The sequence below is a fragment of the Enterobacter sp. BNK-29 genome (genome assembly GCF_048684785.1).
Classification (GTDB): domain Bacteria; phylum Pseudomonadota; class Gammaproteobacteria; order Enterobacterales; family Enterobacteriaceae; genus Enterobacter; species Enterobacter cloacae_M.
The window spans coordinates 734352-756888 of record NZ_JBLQTU010000001.1; the positions used below are offsets into that span (position 1 = coordinate 734352).

Below are 22537 nucleotides of genomic sequence, written 5' to 3' on the forward strand. Positions count from 1 at the left end.
AAAAAAGGCGCTGAAAAAATGTTCAACGCCGTTGGCTCATTACGTCTCTTTGGACGTCTGCCATTCCCCCTCACCCCAGCCCTCTCCCTCAAGGGAGAGGGAGCAAACCATCCCCTCGCCCCTCTGGGGAGAGGGTTAGGGTGAGGGGGTAGATCTTATCAGTTCGCGCTGTAGCCCATCACCACACCGCTCAGGCCGGAGATCTGCTTCAGCTCACCGAGCGAACCTTTAAGCTTATCTTTGGACGCTTCTGGCCCCACGAGGATACGGGTAATTTTACCCTGCACCGGCGTGGAAGGTGAAGTGTAAACACGATATCCCGCACTGCGCAGTTTGCTAACGACCTCGTTGACCTTATCGGCGTTTTTCAGCGCGCCGAGCTGCACAACGTACGCTTTTCCGGTCGGTGCCGCGTCTTGTTTTGCCGGCGGCGGGGTTTCTGACGCTGCAGCCAGCTGCTCTGCGGCTTTATCCCGCTGCGGTTTCGGCTGCGGCTTCTCAACCGGCTTCGGTTTTTCAACAGGTTTAGGCTGCTCTACCGGCACCGGATCGATATCGCTGCTGCTCGCTGCCGCCAGGCGTGACGGATCGAGCGAAGGTGCGGCGGCATCGCCTGCACGCACCTCTTCCGCCGCCCCTTCCGGAGGCTGAGCAGGCAGCGCCTGCGTCGCCGCGGGCAGCATATCCGGCTCATCGCGGTCACCCGGTTTAGGGACCAGCGGAATAGCGGCAAACTCATCCTGATAATGCTTTTTCTGCCCGTCGAGCAGACCCGGGAGAATAATCACCCCGAGCGCGACCAGCACAATGGTTCCTGTTAAACGGTTCTGAAACTTACTCGCCACCGGTTCTCCCCGCGTCCATCACTTCCATGACATGTGCCACCGTGTGGAATGAACCACACACCAGCACGGTATCTTCTGGTTTAGCATCCGCCATCGCGGCATGCCAGGCCTGAGCCACGCTACTATAGATTGCGCCTTTGCCGAGATGTTCCATCAGCTGCTCAGCCGTCGCGCCGCGCGGCCCCTCCAGAGGAGCACAATACCAGCTATCGACCACACTCTCCATGCAGGCCAGCGTCCCGCCGATATCTTTATCATGAAGCATACCGATAACCGCCAGCACGCGCCCGGTTTTTGGTAACGATTTGAGACGTCCCGCGAGATACGCCGCCGCATGCGGGTTATGCGCCACGTCCAGAATCAGGCGCGGTGACTCGCTGACAATCTGGAAACGCCCGGGCAGAATTGCGCTCTGAATGCCGTCGCGGATCGCCTGCTCGCTGACCACGAGGCCGCTGGCGCGCAGTGCCGCCAGCGCGGTTGCCGCGTTCGGCTGCGGCACCTGCGGCAGCGGCAGGTTGTCCAGCACGCCCTGCGCATCGCTAAAGCGCCAGACGTTTTCCTGAACCTCATACTGCCAGTCAACGCCGCGGCGCAGCAGACGCGCGCCCTTCTCGTTTGCCACGTCAGCAATGGTGTGCGGCATATCTGGCTCGCCGACCACGGCGGGCTTATTTGCGCGGAAAATACCGGCCTTCTCGCGGCCAATGCTTTCACGATCCGGTCCCAGCCAGTCGATATGGTCCAGCGCGATGCTGGTGACCACCGCCACGTCCGCATCCACGATATTGGTCGCATCAAGACGTCCGCCGAGGCCGACCTCAAGGATCACAACATCCAGCTGCGCCTGTTTGAACAGCCACAGCGCCGACAGGGTGCCGTATTCAAAATAGGTTAATGAGATCTCACCGCGTGCGGCTTCAATTTCTGCGAACGACGCCGTATGCGCCGATTCCGGCAGCTCGCTGTTCTGCACGCGAACGCGCTCGGTGTAGCGGACCAGGTGTGGAGAGCTGTACACGCCAACTTTGTAACCTGCGGCCATCAGGACAGATTCCAGCGTGCGGCAGGTCGTGCCTTTACCGTTGGTACCCGCGACGGTGAACACGAAAGGTGCCGGTTTGAGCACATCAAGACGCGCGGCGACCTGGCTTACGCGCTCAAGCCCCATATCGATGGTTTTACTGTGCAGGTTTTCCAGATAAGAAAGCCACGCGGCCAGGGGCGACGTGGCTTGGGGAATGCTTTTATTTTCCATAATGCCCGGTTGTCATTAACAGATTAGAAAGCAAAAGGGCAGCGCCAACCGGCCCTGCCCTTTTCAGTTATCAGGCCTCGGGTTCCTGATCCGGTACCACCACGCCTTCGCGCGGCTCATCCGGGTTCGGCGCTGGCAGATTCATCAGCTTCGCCAGGATGCTCGCCAGCTTCAGGCGCATTTCCGGACGGCGGACGATCATATCGATAGCGCCTTTCTCAATAAGGAACTCACTGCGCTGGAAGCCCGGCGGCAGTTTTTCACGAACGGTTTGCTCGATAACGCGAGGGCCCGCAAAGCCGATCAGCGCTTTAGGCTCAGCGATGTTCAGGTCGCCCAGCATCGCGAAGCTCGCGGAGACGCCGCCCATGGTTGGGTCGGTCAGCACGGAGATGTACGGAAGACCGCGCTCCTGCATTTTCGCCAGAGCAGCAGAGGTTTTCGCCATCTGCATCAGCGACATCAGCGCTTCCTGCATACGCGCGCCGCCGGAGGCAGAGAAGCAGATCAGCGGACAGTTGTCTTCCAGCGCCTGCTCAACGGCACGCACGAAGCGCGCACCGACCACGGAGCCCATTGAGCCGCCCATAAAGGAGAACTCAAAGGCAGCGGCGACAACCGGCATCTCATGCAGGGTGCCTTTCATGACGATCAGCGCGTCTTTCTCGCCGGTCTCTTTCTGTGCAGAGGCCAGACGATCTTTGTATTTTTTGGAATCGCGGAACTTCAGCACGTCTTTTGGCTCAAGTTCGCTACCCAGCTCTACCAGAGAGCCTTCGTCCAGCAGGCTATGCAGGCGGTTGCGCGCCGACATACGCATATGGTGGTCACACTTTGGACACACCTCAAGGTTGCGCTCCAGCTCTGCGCGATACAGAACCTGACCGCAGCTATCACACTTCGTCCATACCCCTTCAGGAATGCTCGCTTTGCGCGTTGGGGTAATGTTGCTTTTAATTCGTTCAATCCAGCTCATTGATAACCTTTCTGCCTGAACCTGGTCGTATGCCAGTTTTGCTATAAGAGGCGAATAATGCCATTTTTGCCTCCAACAGACCATGAATGTTGCACATTAAAACATAACAGCCCGAAACTTTGGATAAAAAAGTGGTCGAACCGCCAGCGTGCATTTACTTCGCTTGTTTTGCCGCCGCACGTTTGTGACGAATGATTTCGATAACGCCCGGCAGTACGGAAAGCACAATAATCGCTACAATCAGTAACTTAAGATTTTCCTGAACCACCGGAAGATCGCCAAACAGATAACCTGCGTAGGTAAACAGCAGTACCCACAGCAGCGCGCCAACCACGTTGTATGCCGCAAAATGACGATAGGACATATGCCCCATTCCCGCCACAAACGGTGCAAATGTGCGCACAATAGGCACAAAACGCGCAAGGATAATGGTTTTTCCGCCATGGCGTTCATAAAACGCATGGGTTTTGTCTAAATAGCTGCGACGGAAAATTTTCGAATCAGGATTGCTGAACAGCCGCTCACCGAACACCCGTCCAATCGTATAGTTGACCGCATCACCGACAATGGCGGCAATCACCATCAGCACAACCATAAGATGCACGTTCAGATCGTTAGTGGGCAACGCCGAGAGCGCACCGGCAACGAACAGCAGTGAATCCCCTGGCAGGAATGGGGTAACGACCAGTCCGGTTTCACAAAACAGAATGAGGAACAGAATAGCGTAGACCCAGACGCCATACTGCGCGACCAGCTCCGCCAGGTGAACATCAATATGCAGGATGAAATCAATCAGAAAACGTATTACGTCCATATTGTCTAAGCCCTAATTGCACCTTTGTTTAGTCCGCTAAAAATAGCGGGCCCATTGGCGGTTTCGGCAGGTCAAATCGATCCGGATAGTCTACTGAGACCAGATACAATCCTTCCGCTTTCGCCGTGGCTGCCGCAAGCGTTCTGTCCTTCGCTGCCAGCAGGTCTGCAATCCAGCTCTCCGGCTGGTGTCCGGCACCCACTTCCATCAGGCTGCCCACAATATTCCTAACCATATGATGTACAAAGGCATTGGCTTTGATATCTACCACCACATACGCGCCAAAACGGCTGACGTTTATGTGCATGACGTTGCGCCACGGCGTGCGGGACTGACACTGCACCGCACGAAACGACGTAAAGTCATTTTCACCAATCAGACACTGCGCCGCGCGATGCATACGTTCCGCATCAAGCGGTTCATAAAAATGCGTTACGCCCTGGCTTAACACCGCCGGACGCAGGCGCTGGTTGTAGATGACATAACGGTAGCGACGCGCCGTGGCGCTGAAGCGCGCATGAAAATCATCCGGCACAGCTTTTACCCAACGCACAGCAATGTCACCAGGCAAATTCGCATTTACACCCAGCGTCCAGGCGGCATCCTTACGCACGGCGGTGGTTTCAAAGTGAACCACCTGCCCCGTGCCGTGAACACCCGCGTCCGTACGTCCTGCGCACAGGACGTTGATCGGCTCGTTTGCCACCTGAGAGAGCGCTTTCTCCAGCTTCTCCTGGACGCTGCGCACCTCGTTCTGACGCTGCCAGCCATAATATTTACTGCCATCGTACTCAATTCCGAGGGCAATTCTATGGACCGGCTTTTGTTCCACGTCTGACATCAGTACAGGTACTCCTGCACCAGTTTTTCAGCGATTTTGACCGCCATCAGCGCGCCGCCGAAGCGAACGTTATCGGCAACGGACCAGAACTGAACCTGCTCCGGCATGCCGTAATCGTTACGCACGCAGCCAACGGAAAGATGCGCGCTGCCGGTGGCATCGCCAACCTGGGTCGGGAACTCGCTCTCTTCAGAGAGCACGATGTCTTCACCGCGGCCAAACGCGTCGCGCGCCTCTTCTGCCGCCAGCGGACGCAGCGCTTCAAAACCGACCATCTGCGCGTGGCCGTAGAAGACCGGGGACTGCACGACGTTCGCGGAGATCATCAGGCCATCGTCCTGCAGAATTTTGCGCACTTCATCGACGATACGACGCTCTTCGCGCACGGAGCCCTCGCGGTCCGGCAGCAGCGGCAGCATGTTAAACGCCAGCTGGCGGCCAAAGAAATCATCTTCGTCAATCGGGATACCGTTCAGCAGCTTCGCGCTCTGCCCGGCCAGCGCGTCAACGGCCTTTTTGCCGTTCGCGGACGCGGACAGCAGGCTGGTGACGGTAATGCGCGACAGGCCGCCGTCGTCGATCAGCGGTTTCAGCGCGGTCAGCAGCTGGCTGGTCAGACTGTTCGGAACCGCAATAACGTTACGGTTGCGGTAGTCAGCCAGCACAAACGGGTTCACGTCCGGCACCACCAGCGGCACATCCGGCTCCATTGAGAACAGGCCGCTCAGGTCGATCACCAGGCAGCCTGCGTTAGTTGCCTCTTCAACGTACGCTGCAGTCGCTTCAGCGCCCGCGGCGAAAAACGCCAGCTGCGCCTGCGTCCAGTCGAACGCTGCCGCGTCCTGAACCATGACGGATTTACTGCTAAAACGCAGATGCTCACCTGCGCTGTCGGTACGGGCCAGCGCATAGATATCGCCCACCGGGAACTGACGCTCAGCAAGGGTTTCGAGCAGGGCTTCGCCCACGGCACCCGTGGCACCTAAAATGGCAATATTCCAGCCTTCAGACATGGTGGTTTACTCCAGAAATAAAAAAGCGTCCCTGTCGGAGTATCCGACAGGGAGCATTAAGAAGACATTAATGCGCCGGGTGATGAACGGCGTTAAATCCCAGCTTATGCAGCAGCGTCGCCGCCGACGCGTCGTCGCACATTACATACAGGGAAGACCACTCGCGGCGCTCAACGTAGTTCTTGCGCAGCTTATCAAACTCACCCGGGATCCCCGCCACTTTACGCAGCAGCGCATCATCGCGGCGCACATCATACACCAAATGCACCAGCCTTTTCAGCGTTGCCTGATCGAGCGGGCCGTGCAGGGTAATGCGGCCAAATTCAGGCGCGGGGAGTAAGGTATCCAGCGCCACCTGCTGCGGATGGCCGATAAAAGCGCTGTAGGCTTCGAAGACCTGCGTGGTACCGCGTGCTTTGCCTTCCAGGGTATAACCAGCGATATGCGCCGTGCCCACGTCTACCTTGCTAAGCAGCTCAACGTTGAGATCCGGCTCCGGCTCCCAGACGTCCAGCACCACGCTGAGGTCTTGTCCTTCGTTCAGGTATGTCAGCAGCGCGGCGTTATCGACGACCGGACCACGGCAGGCATTTATCAGAATAGTGCCGGCCTTCAGACGACGGATCAGCGCCTCGTCAGCAAGATGCAGCGACTTATACGGCCCCTCTTTAAACAGCGGCGTGTGGAAAGTCAGCACGTCACACTGTTCAACCAGCTCATCCAACGAGCGGAAATCCCCGTCATCGCCGTTGTCTTTACGCGGCGGATCGCACAGCAGCGTGCGGATCCCTAACGCTTCCAGGCGCTTTTGCAGGCGCCCGCCGACGTTACCCACGCCGACAATCCCCACGGTGCGGTCCTTCAGCGCAAACCCGTCGCGCTCGGCCAGCATCAGCAGGGAGGAGAAAACGTATTCCACAACGGCGATGGCGTTACAGCCCGGGGCGGCGGAAAAACCGATTCCGGCCTGCTTCAGCCATTTATCATCCACATGATCGGTCCCTGCCGTTGCGGTTCCGACAAACTTAATCGCTTTACCGGCGAGCAACGCCTCATTTACTTTAGTCACCGAGCGCACCATCAGCGCGTCTGCGTCATCCAGTTCGTTGACCGGGATCGGGCGACCAGGGACAGCCTTAACGTTACCCAGGCGGCTAAACAGCTCACGGGCGTAAGGCATATTTTCATCAACGAGGATTTTCACGTCTGAGTACCTGTTTGAGAGGAAGAAAACCTGCCAAGTGTGCCATAATCTCGCCGCCAGGCATATATGTATGCCTGGTTTACGCTGAGTTTTGACTTTAAGGATTTTTGACGATGCAGCCCATTTCAGGTACGCCGCCACGCCCTCCGGGTGAAGGCCCCGTCACGCCAAACGTTGCCGGTGAACAACCGCTATCCACGCAACAGCGCACCGTGCTGGAGCGACTGATCACGCGCCTGATTGCGTTGACTTCACAGCAAAACGCGGAAGTCTGGGCCGGGGTAAAGCATGATTTAGGCGTGAGGAACGACGCACCGCTGCAGTCGCGCCATTTTCCTGCGGCCGAGCAAAACCTGAATCAGCGTATTAATACCGCGCAGCAGAACCACACCACGCGCCAGATTGTTGCTCAGCTGACGGAGCTGCTGGGACAGGGTAATAACCGCCAGGCGGTGAGCGATTTTATTCGCCAGCAGTATGGTCAGACCGCGCTGGGCCAGCTGACGCCCGACCAGCTCAAAACCGTGCTGACCCTGCTGCAGAACAACGAGCTGTCTATTCCGCAGCCTCAGGTGCGCCCGGCAACCGAGCGTCCGCTGCTGCCAGCCGAGCACAACACGCTCAAGCAGATGGTGACAAAGCTGGCTGCGGCCACCGGCGAACCGACGAAGCTTATCTGGCAATCCATGCTGGAGCTGTCCGGCGTGAAGGCGGGTGAGCTGATCCCGGCCAAACAGTTTACGCATCTGGTGACCTGGCTCCAGGCGCGCCAGACGCTCAGCACACAGAATGCCCCTACCCTGCATACCGTCCAGGCGGCATTGAAGCAGCCGCTTGAGCCGCACGAGTTTGAAGTCATCCGGGATTACGCCCAGCAAAACTGGCAGGTCACGCCGCAAACGGTACTGACCACCGCGCAGGTGCAGGATCTGCTCAATCAAATCTTCGTTCGCCGCGCCGAGCGCGAGGGCGGCGTGCCGGAGGTGAGAAACATTCAGCCGATCTACAGCCCGCTGTTTGCGCCAGTTGTCGAGACGTTCAGAACGCTCTCTGCGCGTCCGGGATTGATGTTTATTGCGCTACTGATTGCGCTGGCGATTTTCTGGCTGGTTGCTTAACACTGCCGGGTGGCGGCTTCGCCTTACCCGGCCTACGGCTAGTGCGGTTGTAGGCCCGGTAAGCGAAGCGCCACCGGGCAAAAACTACGATCTGCGAAACGCCACCAGCGTCACCACGATCCCCACCACTGCGGAAACCGCACCGGCCAGAAAGACGGACGGATAACCAAACGAGGTGGCTAACACCCCGGCCAGCGGTCCGGTTACCCCGTATGAGATATCCTGAAATGCCGCATAGCCGCCCAGCGCCGTACCGCGCACCTGCGGGGCCACGCGCTTCACCACTTCAACGCCCAGCGCCGGGAAGATCAGTGAACAGCCGCAGCCGGTTAGCGCCGCGCCGAGCAGCGCAGCGGATGCCACGGGTGCATTCCACAGCAGCAGCAGACCCACGGTCTCTATCACCAGCGACGCCACCGCCACCTTCACGCCGCCAAAGCGATCCGGCATCCAGCCGAAGAAGACACGCATCAGCACAAACGCGCCGCCAAACGCGGTAAGCGTAAAACCGGCCATCGCCCAGCCGCGGCTCATGAAATAGAGCGAGACGAAGGTACCAATCACCGCAAAACCCACGCCCTGCAGCGCCAGGCCAAGACCCGGCTGCCAGATTTGGCCAACCACGCTCCACAGGGAAGGACGCTCGCCTTTGTGCGCGGGCACCTTACGCACCGAACCGTTAAACGCCCACGCCAGCAGGGGTAAAGCCATCGTGGTGGCAGCCAGCGCCGCAAAACCAAACTGGCTATTGATCAGCAGCCCAAGCGGTGCGCCTGCGGCCAGCGCGCCATAGATGGCCATACCATTCCAGGACATCACCTTGCCGGAGCGTGCGGGACCCACCAGCCCCATTCCCCAGGTCAGGGTGCCAGTCAGCAGCTGGCTTTCACCGAATCCAAGGATTAAACGGCCCAGCACCAGCAGCGCAAACTTATACGCGGCGTCTACCGGCAGGAGAGCAGCCAGCAGCCATGCGCCGCCCGCCAGCCCACAGGCAAACATTCCCTGTAACGCCGAGCGTTTTGCACCGTGCTGATCCGCCAGCCGTCCGGCGTAGCCGCGGGTCAATACCGTGGCTAAAAACTGAATGCCAACGGCAATGCCGACCATGGTGTTGCCATAGCCCAGCTCCTGATGAACGAACAGCGGGATCACCGGCAGCGGCAGGCCAACGGTCATATAGGTCAGAAATACCGCAAAAGCGATACGGAACAGCGAGACGTTCGCTGAAGGGGTTGTTTCTGTTTGAGTTACTGCAGTCATGCTTTACTCCGAAATGAAGAGTAAGGCGGGGAAATGCCACGCCCCCTCTACCTGATTATCAGGATTAAGGTGCGTTGGTTGACGTTAAACGCTTACGCATTATCGTGAGGATAATGTTGAGGGGTGAAGTTTGCCTGTGAGATCAGCCGCTTGTCAATGCATAAAAAAAGGGAGCCTTATGGCTCCCTTCCGGAATCAAACGTAAAACTTATGCTTTCAGCTTACGCATGACCAGCGTGGCGTTGGTGCCACCGAAGCCGAAGCTGTTTGACATGACGGTGGTCAGCGTCGCTTCCGTTGGTTTGGTCACGATGTTCAGGCCAGCAGCCTGCTCGTCCATCTCATCAATGTTGATGCTTGGCGCGATAAAGCCGTTTTCCAGCATCAGCAGAGAGTAGATCGCTTCCTGCACGCCAGCCGCACCCAGCGAGTGGCCGGTCATGGCTTTGGTCGCGGAGATCGCCGGGCTGTTGTCGCCGAAGACTTCACGGATCGCACCCAGCTCTTTCACGTCGCCTACCGGAGTAGAGGTACCGTGGGAGTTCAGGTAGTCGATTGGGGTGTCAACGCCGTGCATCGCCATCTTCATGCAGCGCACCGCGCCTTCGCCGGATGGCGCAACCATGTCGGCGCCGTCAGACGTTGCACCGTAGCCCACGATTTCAGCGTAGATGTGCGCGCCACGTGCCAGAGCATGCTCCAGCTCTTCAACCACAACCATACCGCCGCCGCCCGCGATAACGAAACCGTCACGGTGCGCATCATAGGTACGGGAGGCTTTATCCGGAGTTTCATTGTACTTGGTGGACAGTGCGCCCATCGCGTCGAATTCACAGGCCATTTCCCAGCCCAACTCTTCGCCGCCGCCAGCAAATACGATGTCCTGTTTACCCAGCTGGATCTGCTCAACAGCATTACCGATGCAGTGTGCGGAAGTCGCACACGCGGAGCTGATGGAGTAGTTCACACCGTGGATTTTGAATGGGGTCGCCAGGCACGCGGAAACCGCAGAACCCATGGCTTTTGTTACCACGTACGGACCTACTGCTTTCAGACCACGCGGGCTACGCATTGCGTCAGCGCCGAATACCTGCGCTTTTGATGAGCCGCCGGAACCGGCGATCAGACCCACGCGCGGGTTGTTCTGATAAACCTCTTCGCTCAGGCCGGAATCTTTGATCGCTTCCTGCATGGAGAGATAAGCATAAATAGAGGCATCGTTCATGAAACGAACCACTTTGCGGTCAATCAAACCGGTGGTGTCCAGTTTGACGTTACCCCATACGTGGCTACGCATACCTGAATCTTTAAACTCTTCAGAGAAAGTGATCCCGGAGCGTCCTTCACGCAGAGATGCCAGGACTTCCTGCTGGTTATTACCGATGCTGGAAACAATGCCCAGGCCAGTAATCACTGCACGTTTCATTCAATACCTCTGTAAGTCGCACTATAGTAAGTTTCGAGTCGCACAATAGCGTACACTTGTACGCCGAACAAGTCCGATCAGACATTTTCTGCGGAAATTTGCACCAATGGACTCACATCGTTAAGATCGTGCCACTGCCTGTCAGACGAGTAACTTACGTGAAACAAAACGCTATACAACCCGCCAACCTCGAATTCAACGCTGAGGGTACACCTGTTTCCCGAGATTTTGATGACGTCTATTTTTCTAATGATAACGGACTCGAAGAAACTCGCTATGTTTTCCTCGATGGAAACCAGCTCAGCACCCGATTCCCGGAGCATCCCCGGAGCCTGTTTGTGGTCGCGGAAAGCGGATTCGGCACCGGGCTCAATTTTCTGACCCTCTGGCAGGCGTTTGACCAGTTTCACGCTGCCCATCCTGAGGCTACGCTACAAAGATTACATTTCATCAGTTTTGAAAAATTCCCGCTCACCGCGCACGATCTGCGGCTCGCTCATCAGCGCTGGCCAGAGCTTGGTGCCTGGGCGGAGCAGCTTCAGGGGCAGTGGCCACCCCACATCGGCGGCTGCCACCGTCTGATTCTGGACGGCGGACGCGTGACGCTGGATTTATGGCTTGGCGACATCAATGACCTGACCGATACGCTCGATGATTCGATGAATCAGACGGTGGACGCCTGGTTCCTTGACGGCTTTGCCCCCGCCAAAAACCCGGACATGTGGAGCCAGCATCTGTTTAGCGCGATGGCGCGGCTGGCGCGCCCGGGCGCAACGCTTGCCACCTTCACCTCGGCAGGCTTTGTCCGCCGCGGACTGCAGGAGGCGGGCTTTACCATGCAGAAAACCAAAGGTTTTGGCCGCAAGCGCGATATGCTGGTCGGCAGAATGGAGCAGACGCTGGATATCCCCGCACGGGCCCCCTGGTTTGCACGCGGCGCCAGCGCATCCCGTGAGGTGGCGATAGTCGGCGGGGGGATCGCCAGCGCCCTGCTGTCTCTCGCGCTTCTCCACCGCGGCTGGCAGGTCACGCTCTACTGTGCTGACGACACGCCAGCAAGCGGTGCGTCCGGCAACCGCCAGGGGGCGCTCTATCCGCTTTTAAGCGCGCACGACCCGGCCCTGTTCCGGTTTTTCCCGGCGGCATTTACCTTCGCTCGTCGCCTGTACGATGCCCTGCCGGTGGCGTTTGACCATGACTGGTGCGGCGTGACGCAGCTCGGCTGGGATGAAAAGAGCCAGCAAAAAATCACGCAGATGCTGTCGCTGGGTCTGCCTGACGAGATTGCCCGTGCGGTAAGTGCGCAAGAGGTGGCAGAGACCGCTGGCGTGGAAACCGGGTGTGGGGGCATTCAGTATCCACTCGGCGGCTGGCTGTGCCCGGCTGAACTGACCGCGGCGGCCATTGTCCTGGCGCAGTCGCGCGGGCTGACGGCGCATTATGCTCACAAGGTTGAATCGTTGAGCCGGACAGAACGCTGGAATCTGCGTTTTGCCGATGGCAAAGAGGCGAGTCATGCCAGCGTTGTGCTGGCAAACGGGCATAACATCAGCCAGTTTATCCAGACAGAGTCATTGCCGGTTTATCCGGTCGGCGGCCAGGTAAGCCATATTCCTTCCGCGCCTGAACTGAGCAAACTGCGTCAGGTGCTGTGCTATGACGGCTATCTGACGCCGCAAAATCCGTCTAACGGCCATCACTGCATCGGTGCCAGCTATCATCGTGGCGAAACGGATATGCGCTACAGCGAAGCGGATCAAGCCCAGAACCGCCAGCGCCTGATTGACTGCTTCCCGGATGCGGCGTGGGCGAAAGAGGTTGACGTCAGCGAGGGTGACGCGCGCTGCGGCGTGCGCTGCGCCACCCGCGATCATCTGCCGATGGCGGGAAATGTGCCGGACTATGATGCGACGCTTGAGGCCTATCAGGATCTTGCTGAACGCAAGGAAACGGCGGCGGCCTCGCCGGTGTATCCGGAGCTGTTTATGCTGGGCGGGCTGGGTTCTCGTGGGCTGTGTTCTGCGCCGCTGCTGGCAGAAGTTTTAGCTGCGCAAATGAGCGGCGAGCCGATTCCGCTGGACAGGGTTACGCTTGCGGGGCTGAATCCGAATCGATTATGGGTACGGAAACTGCTGAAGGGGAAGAAGGTTAAGTAGGGTGCGGTCTGGTGCCCTCATCCCGTCCCTCTCCCACAGGGAGAGGGAGGTGAAACACTTACTTCGCTTTCGCCTGCTGGAACAAAGTGTCCCACATGCCTAACACCAGAGACTGATCGCGCGGCGAGAGCTCTCCGGCCTGAATGGCTTTCTCCAGACTGCGGGCCACTTCGGCGTGAACGGCGTCGGCAGAGTGATCGTCCCCCGCTTCCAGCTCGGCTACCGCGAGCGTCAGGTGACCACGCAGATAACCGCTGGCGAACAGCTCATCATCACTGGCGTGTTCCACCATGTCATCAATTAACGCCAGAATGCGTGATTCAAATTCTGCGATCATCTTCTTTCCTCTGTTAAAGATCTTCCGGCCAAGGGAAGCATTCCGCCGTGATAACCGGCGTGTGGTAATAATTCTGTAAGGCCTCGATCAGGCGTGCCGGACGTTCGGGGATGCCTTTCTCAAGATATTCCATCACCTGCGCGTGAACGCGGCGCTGGAAGACGATACGGTCTGGCTCGAAGTCGCCTTCGAGGTTGTCACAGCTGACGTTGAACGGGAAACCCGCCGCAACGCAGAATAGCCATTCCAGCGCCTGCGGCTTCACTTCCACATCTTCAAACTGGCCCTGAGTGGCGGCATCACGTCCGTCCGGGCAGTACCAGTAACCGAAGTCCACCAGCTCGCGCCGCGCTTTACCCGCAATGCACCAGTGCGAAATCTCGTGCAAGCCGCTGGCATAAAAGCCGTGGGCAAAGACGATGCGGTTATACGGAACCTCTGCATCAGCAGGAAGATAGATCGGTTCGTCGTCGCCTTTAATCAGACGGGTATTAAAATCGTCAGCAAAACAGCCGTCGAAAATCTCAATCAGCTGTTCGTATTTATGCGTACTGTTCATTAGTGCATCCCCAACCAGGTGAGGATCTCCTGTCCATGGCTGTCATAAAGAAGTTTGGCGCTCATTACGGCCGAGACGATGACGATCATCGGGCGAATAAGTTTTTGTCCTTTGCTTAACACCAGACGCGAGCCCGCGCGCGCGCCCAGGAACTGCCCTGCCATCATCACAAATCCGGTTGCCCAGATAACCTTGCCGCCAATGATAAACAGCAGCAGGCCGCCGACGTTTGAGGTCGCGTTGAGCACTTTGGCATGGGCGGTGGATTTGGCGAGGTTAAACCCGGCCAGCGTCACGAACGCCAGCGCATAAAATGAACCCGCACCCGGCCCGAAGAAACCGTCGTAAAAACCCACGCTGCCCCCGGCAACCAGGGCAAACGGCAGGCCGTACAGGCGACGCTGGCGGTCTTCTTCACCGAGCTTTGGCATCAGCAGGAAGTAAAGCCCGATGCAGATGACCAGAATCGGCAGGATCTGGCGCAAAATATCGGACTGCACGTGCTGAACCAGCAGCGCGCCCGACGTGGAGCCGATAAAGGTCATCAGGATATTGAGCTTCTGATCGGCCAGGCTCACCACCTTACGGCGGATAAAATAGAGCGACGCCGAGAGCGAGCCACCGCAGGCCTGAAGCTTATTGGTGGCAAGCGCCTGCGCCGGGCTCATGCCCGCCGCCAGCAGCGCGGGCACGGTTAACAACCCGCCGCCGCCCGCGAGCGCGTCGATAAAACCGGCCAGCATGGCCACAAAGAACAGCACCACCAGCAGCAGCGGTGACACCATAAACAGATCGACGAAATTATCCATTAAAGTACATGCTCATCCAGTAGCGCCTGGCAGGAAGGCGGCAACGGAGGCGGTGTCTTCTTCTCAGGCTTAGAGGTTCCAGGTTTTGCCGGCTCAAACCAGCTTTGCAGTTCCGCACCGCAGCCATCGCCTGGCGGAGGTAGCGGCTGATCTTCACATTCCAGGCTATTCGCCGGGCAGCGCAGACGAACGTGCATGTGCGCACGATGCTGGAACCACGGGCGCACTTTGCGCAGCCAGTCGCGATCGGTTCCGGCATCCAGGCAAAGCTGCTGCTTGATGGCCGGGTTAACGAAAATCCGCGTGACGTCATTATCTTCTGCCGCCAGCTTGATCATGCTGGATACGTCCCGCGTCCAGAGTGATGGCACAACGCGCTTACCGTCGCTCGCCACCAGATCCAGCGCCTGCGGTTTCAGCAGTTGGGCGGAGGTCCAGCGGGCTTTCGGCAGCTGCAGAAAGATATCAACATCCAGTCCGGTCTGGTGGCTGGCGTGCCCACCGTTAAAACGCCCGCCGGCAGGCATTCCCATATCGCCAATCAGCATCGTGCCCAGCCCCAGGTTATGCACCTGATTGCCCAGACGCTGGATGAACAGCACCAGATCCGGGTGGCCGAAATAACGTCGCTGATCGGTGCGCATCACCTGATAGTTATCAGACTGGAGAGGAAGCTCCTGGGCACCGACGATACAGCCGTTGGAAAAGGCGCCAATGGACTGCGCGCTCCCCGCCACCGGGTGGGTGATTTTTTGCCATGGCGTCGCGGCCAGACTGGCTCCACTGGCAAGCAGCGCCAGCAGAGCAATTGCGGTTTTTTTCATGTTTACCAGCGTGGAATGGTGGTCGTCACATCCGCATTCTGCGCGCGCTGGCGCAGGAAGTGATCCATCAGCACGATCGCAAGCATCGCTTCTGCGATCGGCACCGCGCGGATCCCCACGCACGGATCGTGACGTCCTTTGGTGATCATCTCAACTTCTTCGCCATCGCGGTTAATCGTGTGGCCCGGCACGGTAATGCTGGAAGTTGGCTTCAGCGCGATGTTGGCAACAATCTGCTGCCCGCTGCTGATACCGCCCAGGATGCCGCCCGCATGGTTGCTCTGGAAGCCTGCCTTCGTGATTTCGTCGCGGTTCTGACTGCCGCGAAGCTGAACCACGTCAAAGCCGTCGCCAATCTCTACGCCCTTCACCGCGTTGATGCTCATCAGCGCGTGGGCAATGTCGGCGTCGAGACGGTCAAATACCGGCTCGCCCCAGCCAGCCGGGACGCCGTCTGCCACCACGGTCACTTTCGCGCCAATGGAGTCGCCCTCTTTTTTCAGGCCACGCATCAGTTCATCCAGCGCCTCAAGCTTGTCGGCATCGGCGCAGAAGAACGGGTTTTGTTCAACCTGATCCCAATCCTTGATCGCCAGCGGAATGTCGCCCATCTGGGTCAGACAGCCGCGGATAACGATGCCAAATTTCTGCTGCAGGTATTTCTTAGCAATCGCCCCTGCCGCCACGCGCATCGCGGTTTCACGCGCGGAAGAACGTCCGCCGCCGCGATAGTCGCGGAAGCCGTACTTTTGTTCGTAGGTGTAGTCGGCGTGGCCCGGACGGAAGACGTCTTTGATGGCGCCGTAGTCCTGGGAGCGCTGATCGGTGTTTTCGATCAGCAAACCGATGCTGGTCCCGGTGGTGCGGCCTTCAAAGACGCCGGAGAGAATTTTGACCTGGTCCGGCTCGCGACGCTGCGTGGTGTAGCGAGAGGTGCCCGGGCGACGACGGTCGAGGTCGTGCTGTAAATCGGCTTCGGTCAGTTCGATGCCTGGCGGTACGCCATCAACGATACAGCCCAGCGCCAGCCCGTGTGACTCGCCAAAGGTGGTCACGCGGAATAACTGTCCAATACTGTTTCCTGCCATCACGGCTCCGATGTTGTTGTTTGTGTTTGAGCGTTGTGAAACGGGCCGAAGCCCGCTGGATTAATCTTTATAGATGCTGAAGTGTTCGCGCGCGTCGAGCAGCTGCGCTTTGGTCAGCATAAAGACGCCGTCACCGCCGTTGTCGAACTCAAGCCAGGTGAACGGCACATCCGGGTACTGCTCTATCAGATGTACCATGCTGTTGCCCACTTCACAAATCAGAACGCCGTCGTCGGTCAGATAATCCGGCGCGCAGGCCAGAATGCGGCGGGTCAGCTTCAGGCCGTCAGAGCCTGACGCCAGACCCAGCTCCGGCTCGTGACGGTATTCGTTCGGCAGATCGGACATGTCTTCCGCATCAACGTACGGCGGGTTGGTGACGATCAGATCGTACTGCAGCGTCGGCAGATCGCGGAACAGGTCGGAGCGAATTGGCGTAACGTGATGGATGAGCCCATGCTCTTCGATGTTGTGCTCGGTCACGGCCAGCGCGTCGGTGGAGATATCGACGGCGTCCACTTCCGCTTCCGGGAAGGCGTAAGCGCAGGCAATCGCGATGCAGCCGCTGCCGGTACACATATCCAGAATGTGCTGCGGCTGATGGCCGATCAGACCTTCAAAGTGGTTGTTGATCAGCTCGCCAATCGGCGAGCGCGGCACCAGCACGCGTTCATCGACATAGAACTCGTGGCCGCAGAACCAGGCTTTGTTGGTCAGGTAGGCGACCGGAATGCGCTCGTTCACGCGGCGGATCACGCGCTCAACGATGCGGTGTTTTTCGCTGGAGGTCAGGCGCGCGGTGCGCATGTCTTCCGGAATATCCAGCGGCAGGTAGAGAGACGGCAGCACCAGCTGCACGGCTTCATCCCACGGGTTATCGGTACCGTGACCGTACCAGATATTGGCGGCGCTGAAGCGGCTAACCGACCAGCGCAACATGTCCTGTATGGTATGCAGCTCGTTTACTGCTTCATCGACAAATATTTTATCCACTCTTTCCTCCAGGGCATGCTCGCATAATTTTCGGCGGCTAGTTTGCCATGAAGACGGCGATAAATCAGCAATGACGCGTCGCGCTTGAGGTTAAAAAATGCGTTTAGTCGGGTACACTGTCGGAAATACGAGATGAGAATGACGAATGAAAAAGAAAACATCGCTCAGCGAGGAGGATCAGGCGCTCTTCCGTCAGCTGATGACCGGGACGCGTAAAATCACGCAGGACACCATCGTCCATCGCCCGCTGCGTAAAAAAATCAGCGAAGTACCGGTCAAACGCCTGCTGCAGGAGCAGGCGGATAACAGCCACTATTTTTCAGATGAATTTCAGCCGCTGCTCAACACGCAAGGGGCTGTGAAGTACGTACGCGAAGACGTCAGTCATTTTGAGCTGAAAAAATTACGCCGCGGAGATTATTCGCCGGAGCTGTTTCTCGATCTGCACGGTTTAACGCAGATGCAGGCGAAACAGGAGCTGGGGGCGTTGATCGCCGCCTGTCGCCGTGAACATGTTTTTTGCGCCTGCGTGATGCATGGCCACGGTAAACATATCCTCAAGCAACAGACGCCGCTGTGGCTGGCTCAGCACCCACACGTAATGGCTTTTCATCAGGCACCGAAAGAGTACGGCGGAGATGCCGCATTGCTGGTGTTGATTGAAGTGGAAGAGTGGCAGCCGCCAGAGTTGCCCTGACAGAATGGCGGGAAGCACATTGCACCCGCCATATCGCACGTCACGTCAGATCGCTTTTGCCATCTTCAGGTTGCACGGACTCATTTGCCAGTTGAAGACACCTTTGCCCGTTTCGTCGAGAGAAACATTGGCAATGGCGGATGTCGTGAACATCGGCGGGGTTTCGCCCGGGCACAGCTCAGATACCAGATAGCCAACCAGTGGCAGGTGGGAAATGACCAGCGCGGAGGCGACACCTTCATTGCACAGCGCCTGAAGATAAGCGCTGACAAGGCCTACATCGCCACACGGGGTGAGTTCAGGGAGAACATCCACACTGGTCGGCAGGTTCATACACTCCCCTACCACATCCAGCGTCTGTTCTGCACGCAGGAACGGACTCACCAGAACGCGTTCGATGTCCACTTTTTGACCGTTAAGCCAGTTCGCCATCAGACGAGATTCGTCGCAGCCACAGACGGTCAAAGGACGTACTGAGTCACTGGCGGCATCGAGTGCCGCGTCGCCGTGACGCATGATAAAAACTTGCATATTGCACCGCTTTTGTTAACCAGAATCACCGGCGTTAACTACCCGCGATAAATGCTAAGAGGTAGAAAACCCGATGGCCGGGCATTGTGCCTGATCCATTCGGTGAATGAAACGCTGTTTTTTACCTCAATGGCGTAAGTATAGTCAATCTCTGTTTACAAAATCGCCAGAACAGGTCCATTCACTTCAGGATTTACCCTTCTTTGACCTCAGCTTACGAGGACAGTTTCCCTTGCAGGCCAAAATGTCTGGCCGCGTTCCGCCATCTGCAATAATTCGTCACACGGTGTAAAACGCGGACCATATTGCGAAGCCAGACGTTGCAGGATAGCAACCACTTCACCCGCGCCGAGCGTATCCATGTAACGGAACGGGCCGCCAAGGAACGGCGGGAAACCAATGCCAAATACCGCGCCGATGTCGCCATCGCGAGCACTCTTGATCACCTGCTCATCAAAGCAGCGCGCCGCTTCATTAAGCATCATCATCACGCAGCGCTCAGCGCACTGAACGGCGGACAGTTTTCCCTGACCTGTGGTCGAAATGAGTCCATATACCGAAGGGTCGACCTGTTTCCTGCTTTTACGCCCTTTCGCGCCGTAAAGATAGAAACCGCGTTCATTTTTTCTGCCTTTGCGATCGTCCTTCAAAATCGCAGAAACAATGTTTGCAGGTGGGCTAAAACGATCGCCATATGCGGCTTCAAGCACTGGTATAATTTTAGTGCCGGTGTCTATTCCCACCTCATCCAAAAGTTGGATTGGGCCAACGGGGAAACCAAACTTTACCAGCGCCTCGTCGACGTGCTCAATCTTCTCCCCTTCCGTCAGCAACCGCATTGCTTCATTAATGTAGGGAGCCAGAATGCGGTTGACGTAGAAGCCAGCTTTGTCCGCTACCACAATCGGGGTTTTGCCCTGTTTTTTCGCCAGCTTCACCACGGTGGCAATAGTTTGCGGACTAGTAGTCGCGTGTGGAATAACTTCCACCAGCGGCATTTTTTCGACCGGGCTAAAGAAGTGCAGCCCAATCACCTGCTCAGGACGCGCGGCTTTCGCCGCGATATCGCCAATCGGCAATGACGACGTATTGGAGGCAAAAATGGTATGCGGGGCGCAATGTTGCTCAACGTCTGCCACCATCTGCTGCTTAAGCGCCAGATCTTCAAACACGGCTTCAATCACCAGATCGCGGTGAGCAAAACCGCTGTAATCCGTCGTACCGGAGATCATCGCCAGGGTTTTATCACGCTCGCTAGCCTTGATATGGCGACGCTTGACCTTTTGATCAAGGTTCTGCCAGCTGTACTGCAGCGCGTGGTTGATCCCCTTAGGATTAATGTCTTTGATTCGTACAGGCAATTTGCCTTTGCTGGCGGTAACAAAAGAGATTCCGCCGCCCATGAGCCCCCCACCCAGTACGCCAATGGCACGCAGCGGCGCAGGCTGCGCCTCGCTGCCCGGATCTTTTTTCACGTCCGTGCTGGCGAAGAAGATGCTGCGCAGCGCCTGTGACTGCGGCGTCATCGCCAGTTCGCCAAAGGCTTTGGCCTCCGCGGCATAGCCGCTGCTGCTGCCCTGCGATAGCCCGGTTTCGATCACTTCGAGGATCCGCTTTGCCGCCGGGTAATTGCCTTTGGTTTTTTGTTCGGTCTTTTTGCCCACCATGTTGAACAGGAGCGTTCTTCCCAGCGGGCCAGCCAGCACGCGCTCGCGTACCGGCAGAGGACGTTTTGCCTGACGCCCTTTCAGCGCAAGCTCAACGGCGGCCTCCAGCAAAATGGACTGCGGCACGACGTCATCGACCAGACCGGCTTTCAGCGCCTGACGGGCACGCAGCTGTTTACCGGTTAAGATCATCTCCAGTGCCGTGCTAACGCCCACCAGGCGCGGCAGCCGTTGCGTTCCGCCGGAGCCAGGCAGCAGGCCCAGCTGCACTTCCGGCAGACCCAGAATCGTTTTCGCATCGTCGGTGCAAATCCGGCTGTGACAGGCCAGCGCCAGCTCAAGCCCACCGCCCAGACAGGCGCCGTGGATCGCGGCAATAACCGGGATCGGCAGGCCGTTGATCTCCGCCATCACCTGCTGGCCCTGACGCGCCAGCTCTTCGGCTTCCAGAGCGCTTTGCGCCCGGGCGATCATGTTGATATCCGCGCCGGCGATAAAGTTATCCGGCTTGGCAGAGATAAACACCAGACCACGAATCGCTTTGTTGTCGCGGATCTGCTTTAGCATCGCGCGCACCTGAACACCAAATTCGGCCTTCAGGGTATTCATCTTTTCATCAGGCACATCAATAGTGATAACGGCCACGTTATCGAGGCGAACCCTCAGATTAAATGCAGATGGCATATCCATTATTCAGCCTCCAGAACCATTGCTGCGCCAAGGCCACCCGCCGCACAGGCGGTAACGAGGCCAAACCCGCCGCCGCGGCGACGGAGTTCATGTAATGTTTGCGTGATCATCCTCGCCCCTGTGGCGGCAAACGGATGACCGTAGGCGATAGAGCCGCCCAGCACGTTGAATTTACTCTGATCCACTTCGCCCGTGGCATGGGCGCGGCCCAGCACATCGCGCGCGAAACGCTCGCTTGCCAGCAGCTGTACGTTTGCCAGGGTTTGCGCGGCAAACGCTTCGTGCATATCAATCAGGGTTAAATCAGCCAGCGTCAGCCCCGCGCGCTCCAGCGCCAGCGGCGTGGACCACGCCGGACCTAACAGCATGTCCTGCCAGACATCAATGGCGGTGAAGGCATAGCTGCGTAGATAGCCCAGAGGAGTGATGCCCAGCTCCTTCGCGCGGGATTCGGTCATCAGGATCACGGCGGCGGCGCCATCCGTCAGCGGCGTGCTGTTCGCCGCCGTCACCGTGCCGTGTTTGCGGTCAAACGCCGGGCGCAGTTTGGCGTAATCCGCCAGCGTTGAGGTGCCGCGAATATTGTTATCTTCCACAAGCGGTGCACGGTAGGGGGGAATATAGGCGGTCATGACCTCGTCGGTCAGCTTGCCTTCCGACCAGGCTTTTGCCGCAAGCTGATGCGAGCGATGCGCCAGGGCATCCTGCTGTTCACGCGTAATGCCGTACGTTTTTGCCATCTGCTCGGCGGTATCGCCCATCCGCAGGCCGGTGGAGTATTCCGCTACGGCAGGTGGTACAGGCATAAGGTCGCGCAGGCGTAAACGCGAGAAGAGTTTGAGTTTCTGACCCGTCGTGCGGGCCTTATTGGCATCCACCAGGATGCGCGCCAGCTTTTTACTGACCCCGATTGGCAGCACCGAAGAGGAGTCCGCCCCACCCGCAATCCCGGCGCGAATCGTGCCCGCCATCAGGCTTTCAGCAACGTTAGCCACGGCCTGGAAGCTGGTTGCGCAGGCGCGGCTGACGCTGTAGGCATCGGTATGCACGTTCATCCCGGTACCGAGGACGATTTCACGCGCAATATTGGGGGCTTCAGGCATCTGCACGACCTGACCGAATACCAGCTGTTCGATGACCTCAGGCGGAATTTCGCTGCGAGCCAGCATCTCCCCCACTACCATTTTCCCCAGGTCGACGGCCGGTATGCCATGAAACGCCGTTGCCTGACGCGCAAATGGCGTGCGCAATCCACTGACTATGGCAATGCGATCGCCCTGACGGGTAATAAGCGGTAATGCCTGACTCATAACACTCCCCTGTAAAAAATTTTCGCAAACATAAAGTGGTCTGACCTGATAATAGTCTTAACCATTTTTTTACATTCAGCCAATCGGGGAAACGAAAAAGTGCGAGCTAAAACACAGA

21 protein-coding genes are annotated in these 22537 nt (G+C 57.9%); 3 read left to right on the top strand and 18 right to left on the bottom strand.

The genetic code is table 11. The features are described 5' to 3' along the window. Positions 1–158: 158 nt before the first annotated feature. The 7 genes from dedD to pdxB all read right to left on the bottom strand — a co-directional run bounded on the left by dedD (position 159) and on the right by pdxB (position 6951). Entirely contained in the window at positions 159–845 is a 687-nt protein-coding gene (gene dedD / locus ACMGGX_RS03410; protein ID WP_039263233.1) for a cell division protein DedD, read from the bottom strand. Continuing rightward, positions 835–2103: a bifunctional tetrahydrofolate synthase/dihydrofolate synthase gene (folC, locus tag ACMGGX_RS03415; RefSeq protein WP_420298037.1), complete on the bottom strand. Its 1269-nt coding sequence runs from the start codon at positions 2101–2103 to the stop codon at positions 835–837. The genes dedD and folC overlap by 11 nt, the downstream gene beginning before the upstream one ends. Positions 2104–2173: 70 nt before the next feature. Then, positions 2174–3079: an acetyl-CoA carboxylase, carboxyltransferase subunit beta gene (accD, locus tag ACMGGX_RS03420; RefSeq protein WP_003861408.1), complete on the bottom strand. Its 906-nt coding sequence runs from the start codon at positions 3077–3079 to the stop codon at positions 2174–2176. 154 nt (positions 3080–3233) lie between these two features. Continuing rightward, positions 3234–3893, bottom strand: coding sequence for a DedA family protein (locus tag ACMGGX_RS03425; protein ID WP_039263236.1), 660 nt, complete (start codon positions 3891–3893; stop codon positions 3234–3236). A 28-nt stretch (positions 3894–3921) separates the two neighbouring features. Then, a complete protein-coding gene (gene truA, locus ACMGGX_RS03430; RefSeq protein WP_023312566.1) occupies positions 3922–4734 on the bottom strand; it encodes a tRNA pseudouridine(38-40) synthase TruA in 813 nt (270 codons plus the stop codon). After that, a complete protein-coding gene (locus ACMGGX_RS03435) occupies positions 4734–5747 on the bottom strand; it encodes an aspartate-semialdehyde dehydrogenase (protein WP_420298038.1) in 1014 nt (337 codons plus the stop codon). The genes truA and ACMGGX_RS03435 overlap by 1 nt, the downstream gene beginning before the upstream one ends. Before the next feature lie 67 nt (positions 5748–5814). Continuing rightward, the gene (pdxB, locus tag ACMGGX_RS03440) at positions 5815–6951 is read right to left on the bottom strand and encodes a 4-phosphoerythronate dehydrogenase PdxB (RefSeq protein WP_420298039.1); all 1137 of its coding nucleotides are present in this window, start codon (positions 6949–6951) and stop codon (positions 5815–5817) included. A 113-nt stretch (positions 6952–7064) separates the two neighbouring features. Between pdxB and flk the strand changes: the two genes are divergently transcribed. Next, positions 7065–8069, top strand: a complete 1005-nt coding sequence (gene flk / locus ACMGGX_RS03445) for a flagella biosynthesis regulator Flk (RefSeq protein WP_420298040.1) — start codon at positions 7065–7067, stop codon at positions 8067–8069. A gap of 84 nt (positions 8070–8153) precedes the next feature. Here the strand turns inward: flk and ACMGGX_RS03450 are convergent, their stop codons facing one another. Together ACMGGX_RS03450 and fabB are read right to left on the bottom strand one after the other, a co-directional pair. Further along, positions 8154–9332: an MFS transporter gene (locus tag ACMGGX_RS03450; RefSeq protein WP_420298041.1), complete on the bottom strand. Its 1179-nt coding sequence runs from the start codon at positions 9330–9332 to the stop codon at positions 8154–8156. A gap of 208 nt (positions 9333–9540) precedes the next feature. Continuing rightward, the gene (gene fabB / locus ACMGGX_RS03455; RefSeq protein WP_023336433.1) at positions 9541–10758 is read right to left on the bottom strand and encodes a beta-ketoacyl-ACP synthase I; all 1218 of its coding nucleotides are present in this window, start codon (positions 10756–10758) and stop codon (positions 9541–9543) included. A gap of 158 nt (positions 10759–10916) precedes the next feature. On the opposite strand from fabB, the gene mnmC reads away from it, so the two are divergent. Next, positions 10917–12914 (top strand): bifunctional tRNA (5-methylaminomethyl-2-thiouridine)(34)-methyltransferase MnmD/FAD-dependent 5-carboxymethylaminomethyl-2-thiouridine(34) oxidoreductase MnmC, encoded by a 1998-nt coding sequence (gene mnmC / locus ACMGGX_RS03460; RefSeq protein ID WP_420298042.1) that lies wholly within the window; start codon positions 10917–10919, stop codon positions 12912–12914. A gap of 58 nt (positions 12915–12972) precedes the next feature. Here mnmC and ACMGGX_RS03465 read toward each other — a convergent pair whose 3' ends face one another. From ACMGGX_RS03465 to prmB, 6 genes are read right to left on the bottom strand one after another with little or no spacing between them, the layout of a single operon-like run. Next, positions 12973–13251, bottom strand: coding sequence for a YfcL family protein (locus ACMGGX_RS03465; RefSeq protein WP_023312573.1), 279 nt, complete (start codon positions 13249–13251; stop codon positions 12973–12975). Between the two features lie 13 nt (positions 13252–13264). Beyond that, entirely contained in the window at positions 13265–13810 is a 546-nt protein-coding gene (locus ACMGGX_RS03470; RefSeq protein WP_033146101.1) for an elongation factor P hydroxylase, read from the bottom strand. Next, positions 13810–14619, bottom strand: coding sequence for a sulfite exporter TauE/SafE family protein (locus ACMGGX_RS03475; protein ID WP_045354340.1), 810 nt, complete (start codon positions 14617–14619; stop codon positions 13810–13812). The genes ACMGGX_RS03470 and ACMGGX_RS03475 overlap by 1 nt, the downstream gene beginning before the upstream one ends. Then, positions 14619–15443, bottom strand: a complete 825-nt coding sequence (gene mepA, locus ACMGGX_RS03480; protein ID WP_181593573.1) for a penicillin-insensitive murein endopeptidase — start codon at positions 15441–15443, stop codon at positions 14619–14621. The genes ACMGGX_RS03475 and mepA overlap by 1 nt, the downstream gene beginning before the upstream one ends. A 2-nt stretch (positions 15444–15445) precedes the next feature. After that, entirely contained in the window at positions 15446–16531 is a 1086-nt protein-coding gene (aroC, locus tag ACMGGX_RS03485) for a chorismate synthase (protein WP_029742149.1), read from the bottom strand. 60 nt (positions 16532–16591) lie between these two features. Further along, complete coding sequence (prmB, locus tag ACMGGX_RS03490; protein WP_008502612.1) at positions 16592–17524, bottom strand: 50S ribosomal protein L3 N(5)-glutamine methyltransferase; 933 nt, start codon at positions 17522–17524, stop codon at positions 16592–16594. A 145-nt stretch (positions 17525–17669) separates the two neighbouring features. Between prmB and smrB the strand changes: the two genes are divergently transcribed. Beyond that, entirely contained in the window at positions 17670–18221 is a 552-nt protein-coding gene (gene smrB, locus ACMGGX_RS03495) for an endonuclease SmrB (RefSeq protein WP_033146105.1), read from the top strand. Between the two features lie 45 nt (positions 18222–18266). On the opposite strand, the gene sixA is transcribed toward smrB, so the two are convergent. The 3 genes from sixA to fadI all read right to left on the bottom strand — a co-directional run bounded on the left by sixA (position 18267) and on the right by fadI (position 22419). Then, positions 18267–18752 (bottom strand): phosphohistidine phosphatase SixA, encoded by a 486-nt coding sequence (gene sixA, locus ACMGGX_RS03500; RefSeq protein ID WP_033146106.1) that lies wholly within the window; start codon positions 18750–18752, stop codon positions 18267–18269. Between the two features lie 209 nt (positions 18753–18961). Beyond that, the gene (gene fadJ, locus ACMGGX_RS03505) at positions 18962–21109 is read right to left on the bottom strand and encodes a fatty acid oxidation complex subunit alpha FadJ (protein WP_420298043.1); all 2148 of its coding nucleotides are present in this window, start codon (positions 21107–21109) and stop codon (positions 18962–18964) included. Beyond that, positions 21109–22419 (bottom strand): acetyl-CoA C-acyltransferase FadI, encoded by a 1311-nt coding sequence (fadI, locus tag ACMGGX_RS03510; RefSeq protein ID WP_420298044.1) that lies wholly within the window; start codon positions 22417–22419, stop codon positions 21109–21111. The genes fadJ and fadI overlap by 1 nt, the downstream gene beginning before the upstream one ends. Positions 22420–22537: the final 118 nt, after the last annotated feature.

Excerpts from the sequence above, each read along its gene's own strand:
- folC (WP_420298037.1), bottom strand. The coding sequence starts at position 2,103 with ATGGAAAATAAAAGCATTCCCCAAGCCACGTCGCCCCTGGCCGCGTGG.
- accD (WP_003861408.1), bottom strand. The coding sequence starts at position 3,079 with ATGAGCTGGATTGAACGAATTAAAAGCAACATTACCCCAACGCGCAAA.
- ACMGGX_RS03425 (WP_039263236.1), bottom strand. The coding sequence starts at position 3,893 with ATGGACGTAATACGTTTTCTGATTGATTTCATCCTGCATATTGATGTT.
- truA (WP_023312566.1), bottom strand. The coding sequence starts at position 4,734 with ATGTCAGACGTGGAACAAAAGCCGGTCCATAGAATTGCCCTCGGAATT.
- ACMGGX_RS03435 (WP_420298038.1), bottom strand. The coding sequence starts at position 5,747 with ATGTCTGAAGGCTGGAATATTGCCATTTTAGGTGCCACGGGTGCCGTG.
- flk (WP_420298040.1), top strand. The coding sequence starts at position 7,065 with ATGCAGCCCATTTCAGGTACGCCGCCACGCCCTCCGGGTGAAGGCCCC.
- ACMGGX_RS03450 (WP_420298041.1), bottom strand. The coding sequence starts at position 9,332 with ATGACTGCAGTAACTCAAACAGAAACAACCCCTTCAGCGAACGTCTCG.
- fabB (WP_023336433.1), bottom strand. The coding sequence starts at position 10,758 with ATGAAACGTGCAGTGATTACTGGCCTGGGCATTGTTTCCAGCATCGGT.
- ACMGGX_RS03465 (WP_023312573.1), bottom strand. The coding sequence starts at position 13,251 with ATGATCGCAGAATTTGAATCACGCATTCTGGCGTTAATTGATGACATG.
- ACMGGX_RS03470 (WP_033146101.1), bottom strand. The coding sequence starts at position 13,810 with ATGAACAGTACGCATAAATACGAACAGCTGATTGAGATTTTCGACGGC.
- ACMGGX_RS03475 (WP_045354340.1), bottom strand. The coding sequence starts at position 14,619 with ATGGATAATTTCGTCGATCTGTTTATGGTGTCACCGCTGCTGCTGGTG.
- mepA (WP_181593573.1), bottom strand. The coding sequence starts at position 15,443 with ATGAAAAAAACCGCAATTGCTCTGCTGGCGCTGCTTGCCAGTGGAGCC.
- aroC (WP_029742149.1), bottom strand. The coding sequence starts at position 16,531 with ATGGCAGGAAACAGTATTGGACAGTTATTCCGCGTGACCACCTTTGGC.
- smrB (WP_033146105.1), top strand. The coding sequence starts at position 17,670 with ATGAAAAAGAAAACATCGCTCAGCGAGGAGGATCAGGCGCTCTTCCGT.
- sixA (WP_033146106.1), bottom strand. The coding sequence starts at position 18,752 with ATGCAAGTTTTTATCATGCGTCACGGCGACGCGGCACTCGATGCCGCC.
- fadJ (WP_420298043.1), bottom strand. The coding sequence starts at position 21,109 with ATGGATATGCCATCTGCATTTAATCTGAGGGTTCGCCTCGATAACGTG.
- fadI (WP_420298044.1), bottom strand. The coding sequence starts at position 22,419 with ATGAGTCAGGCATTACCGCTTATTACCCGTCAGGGCGATCGCATTGCC.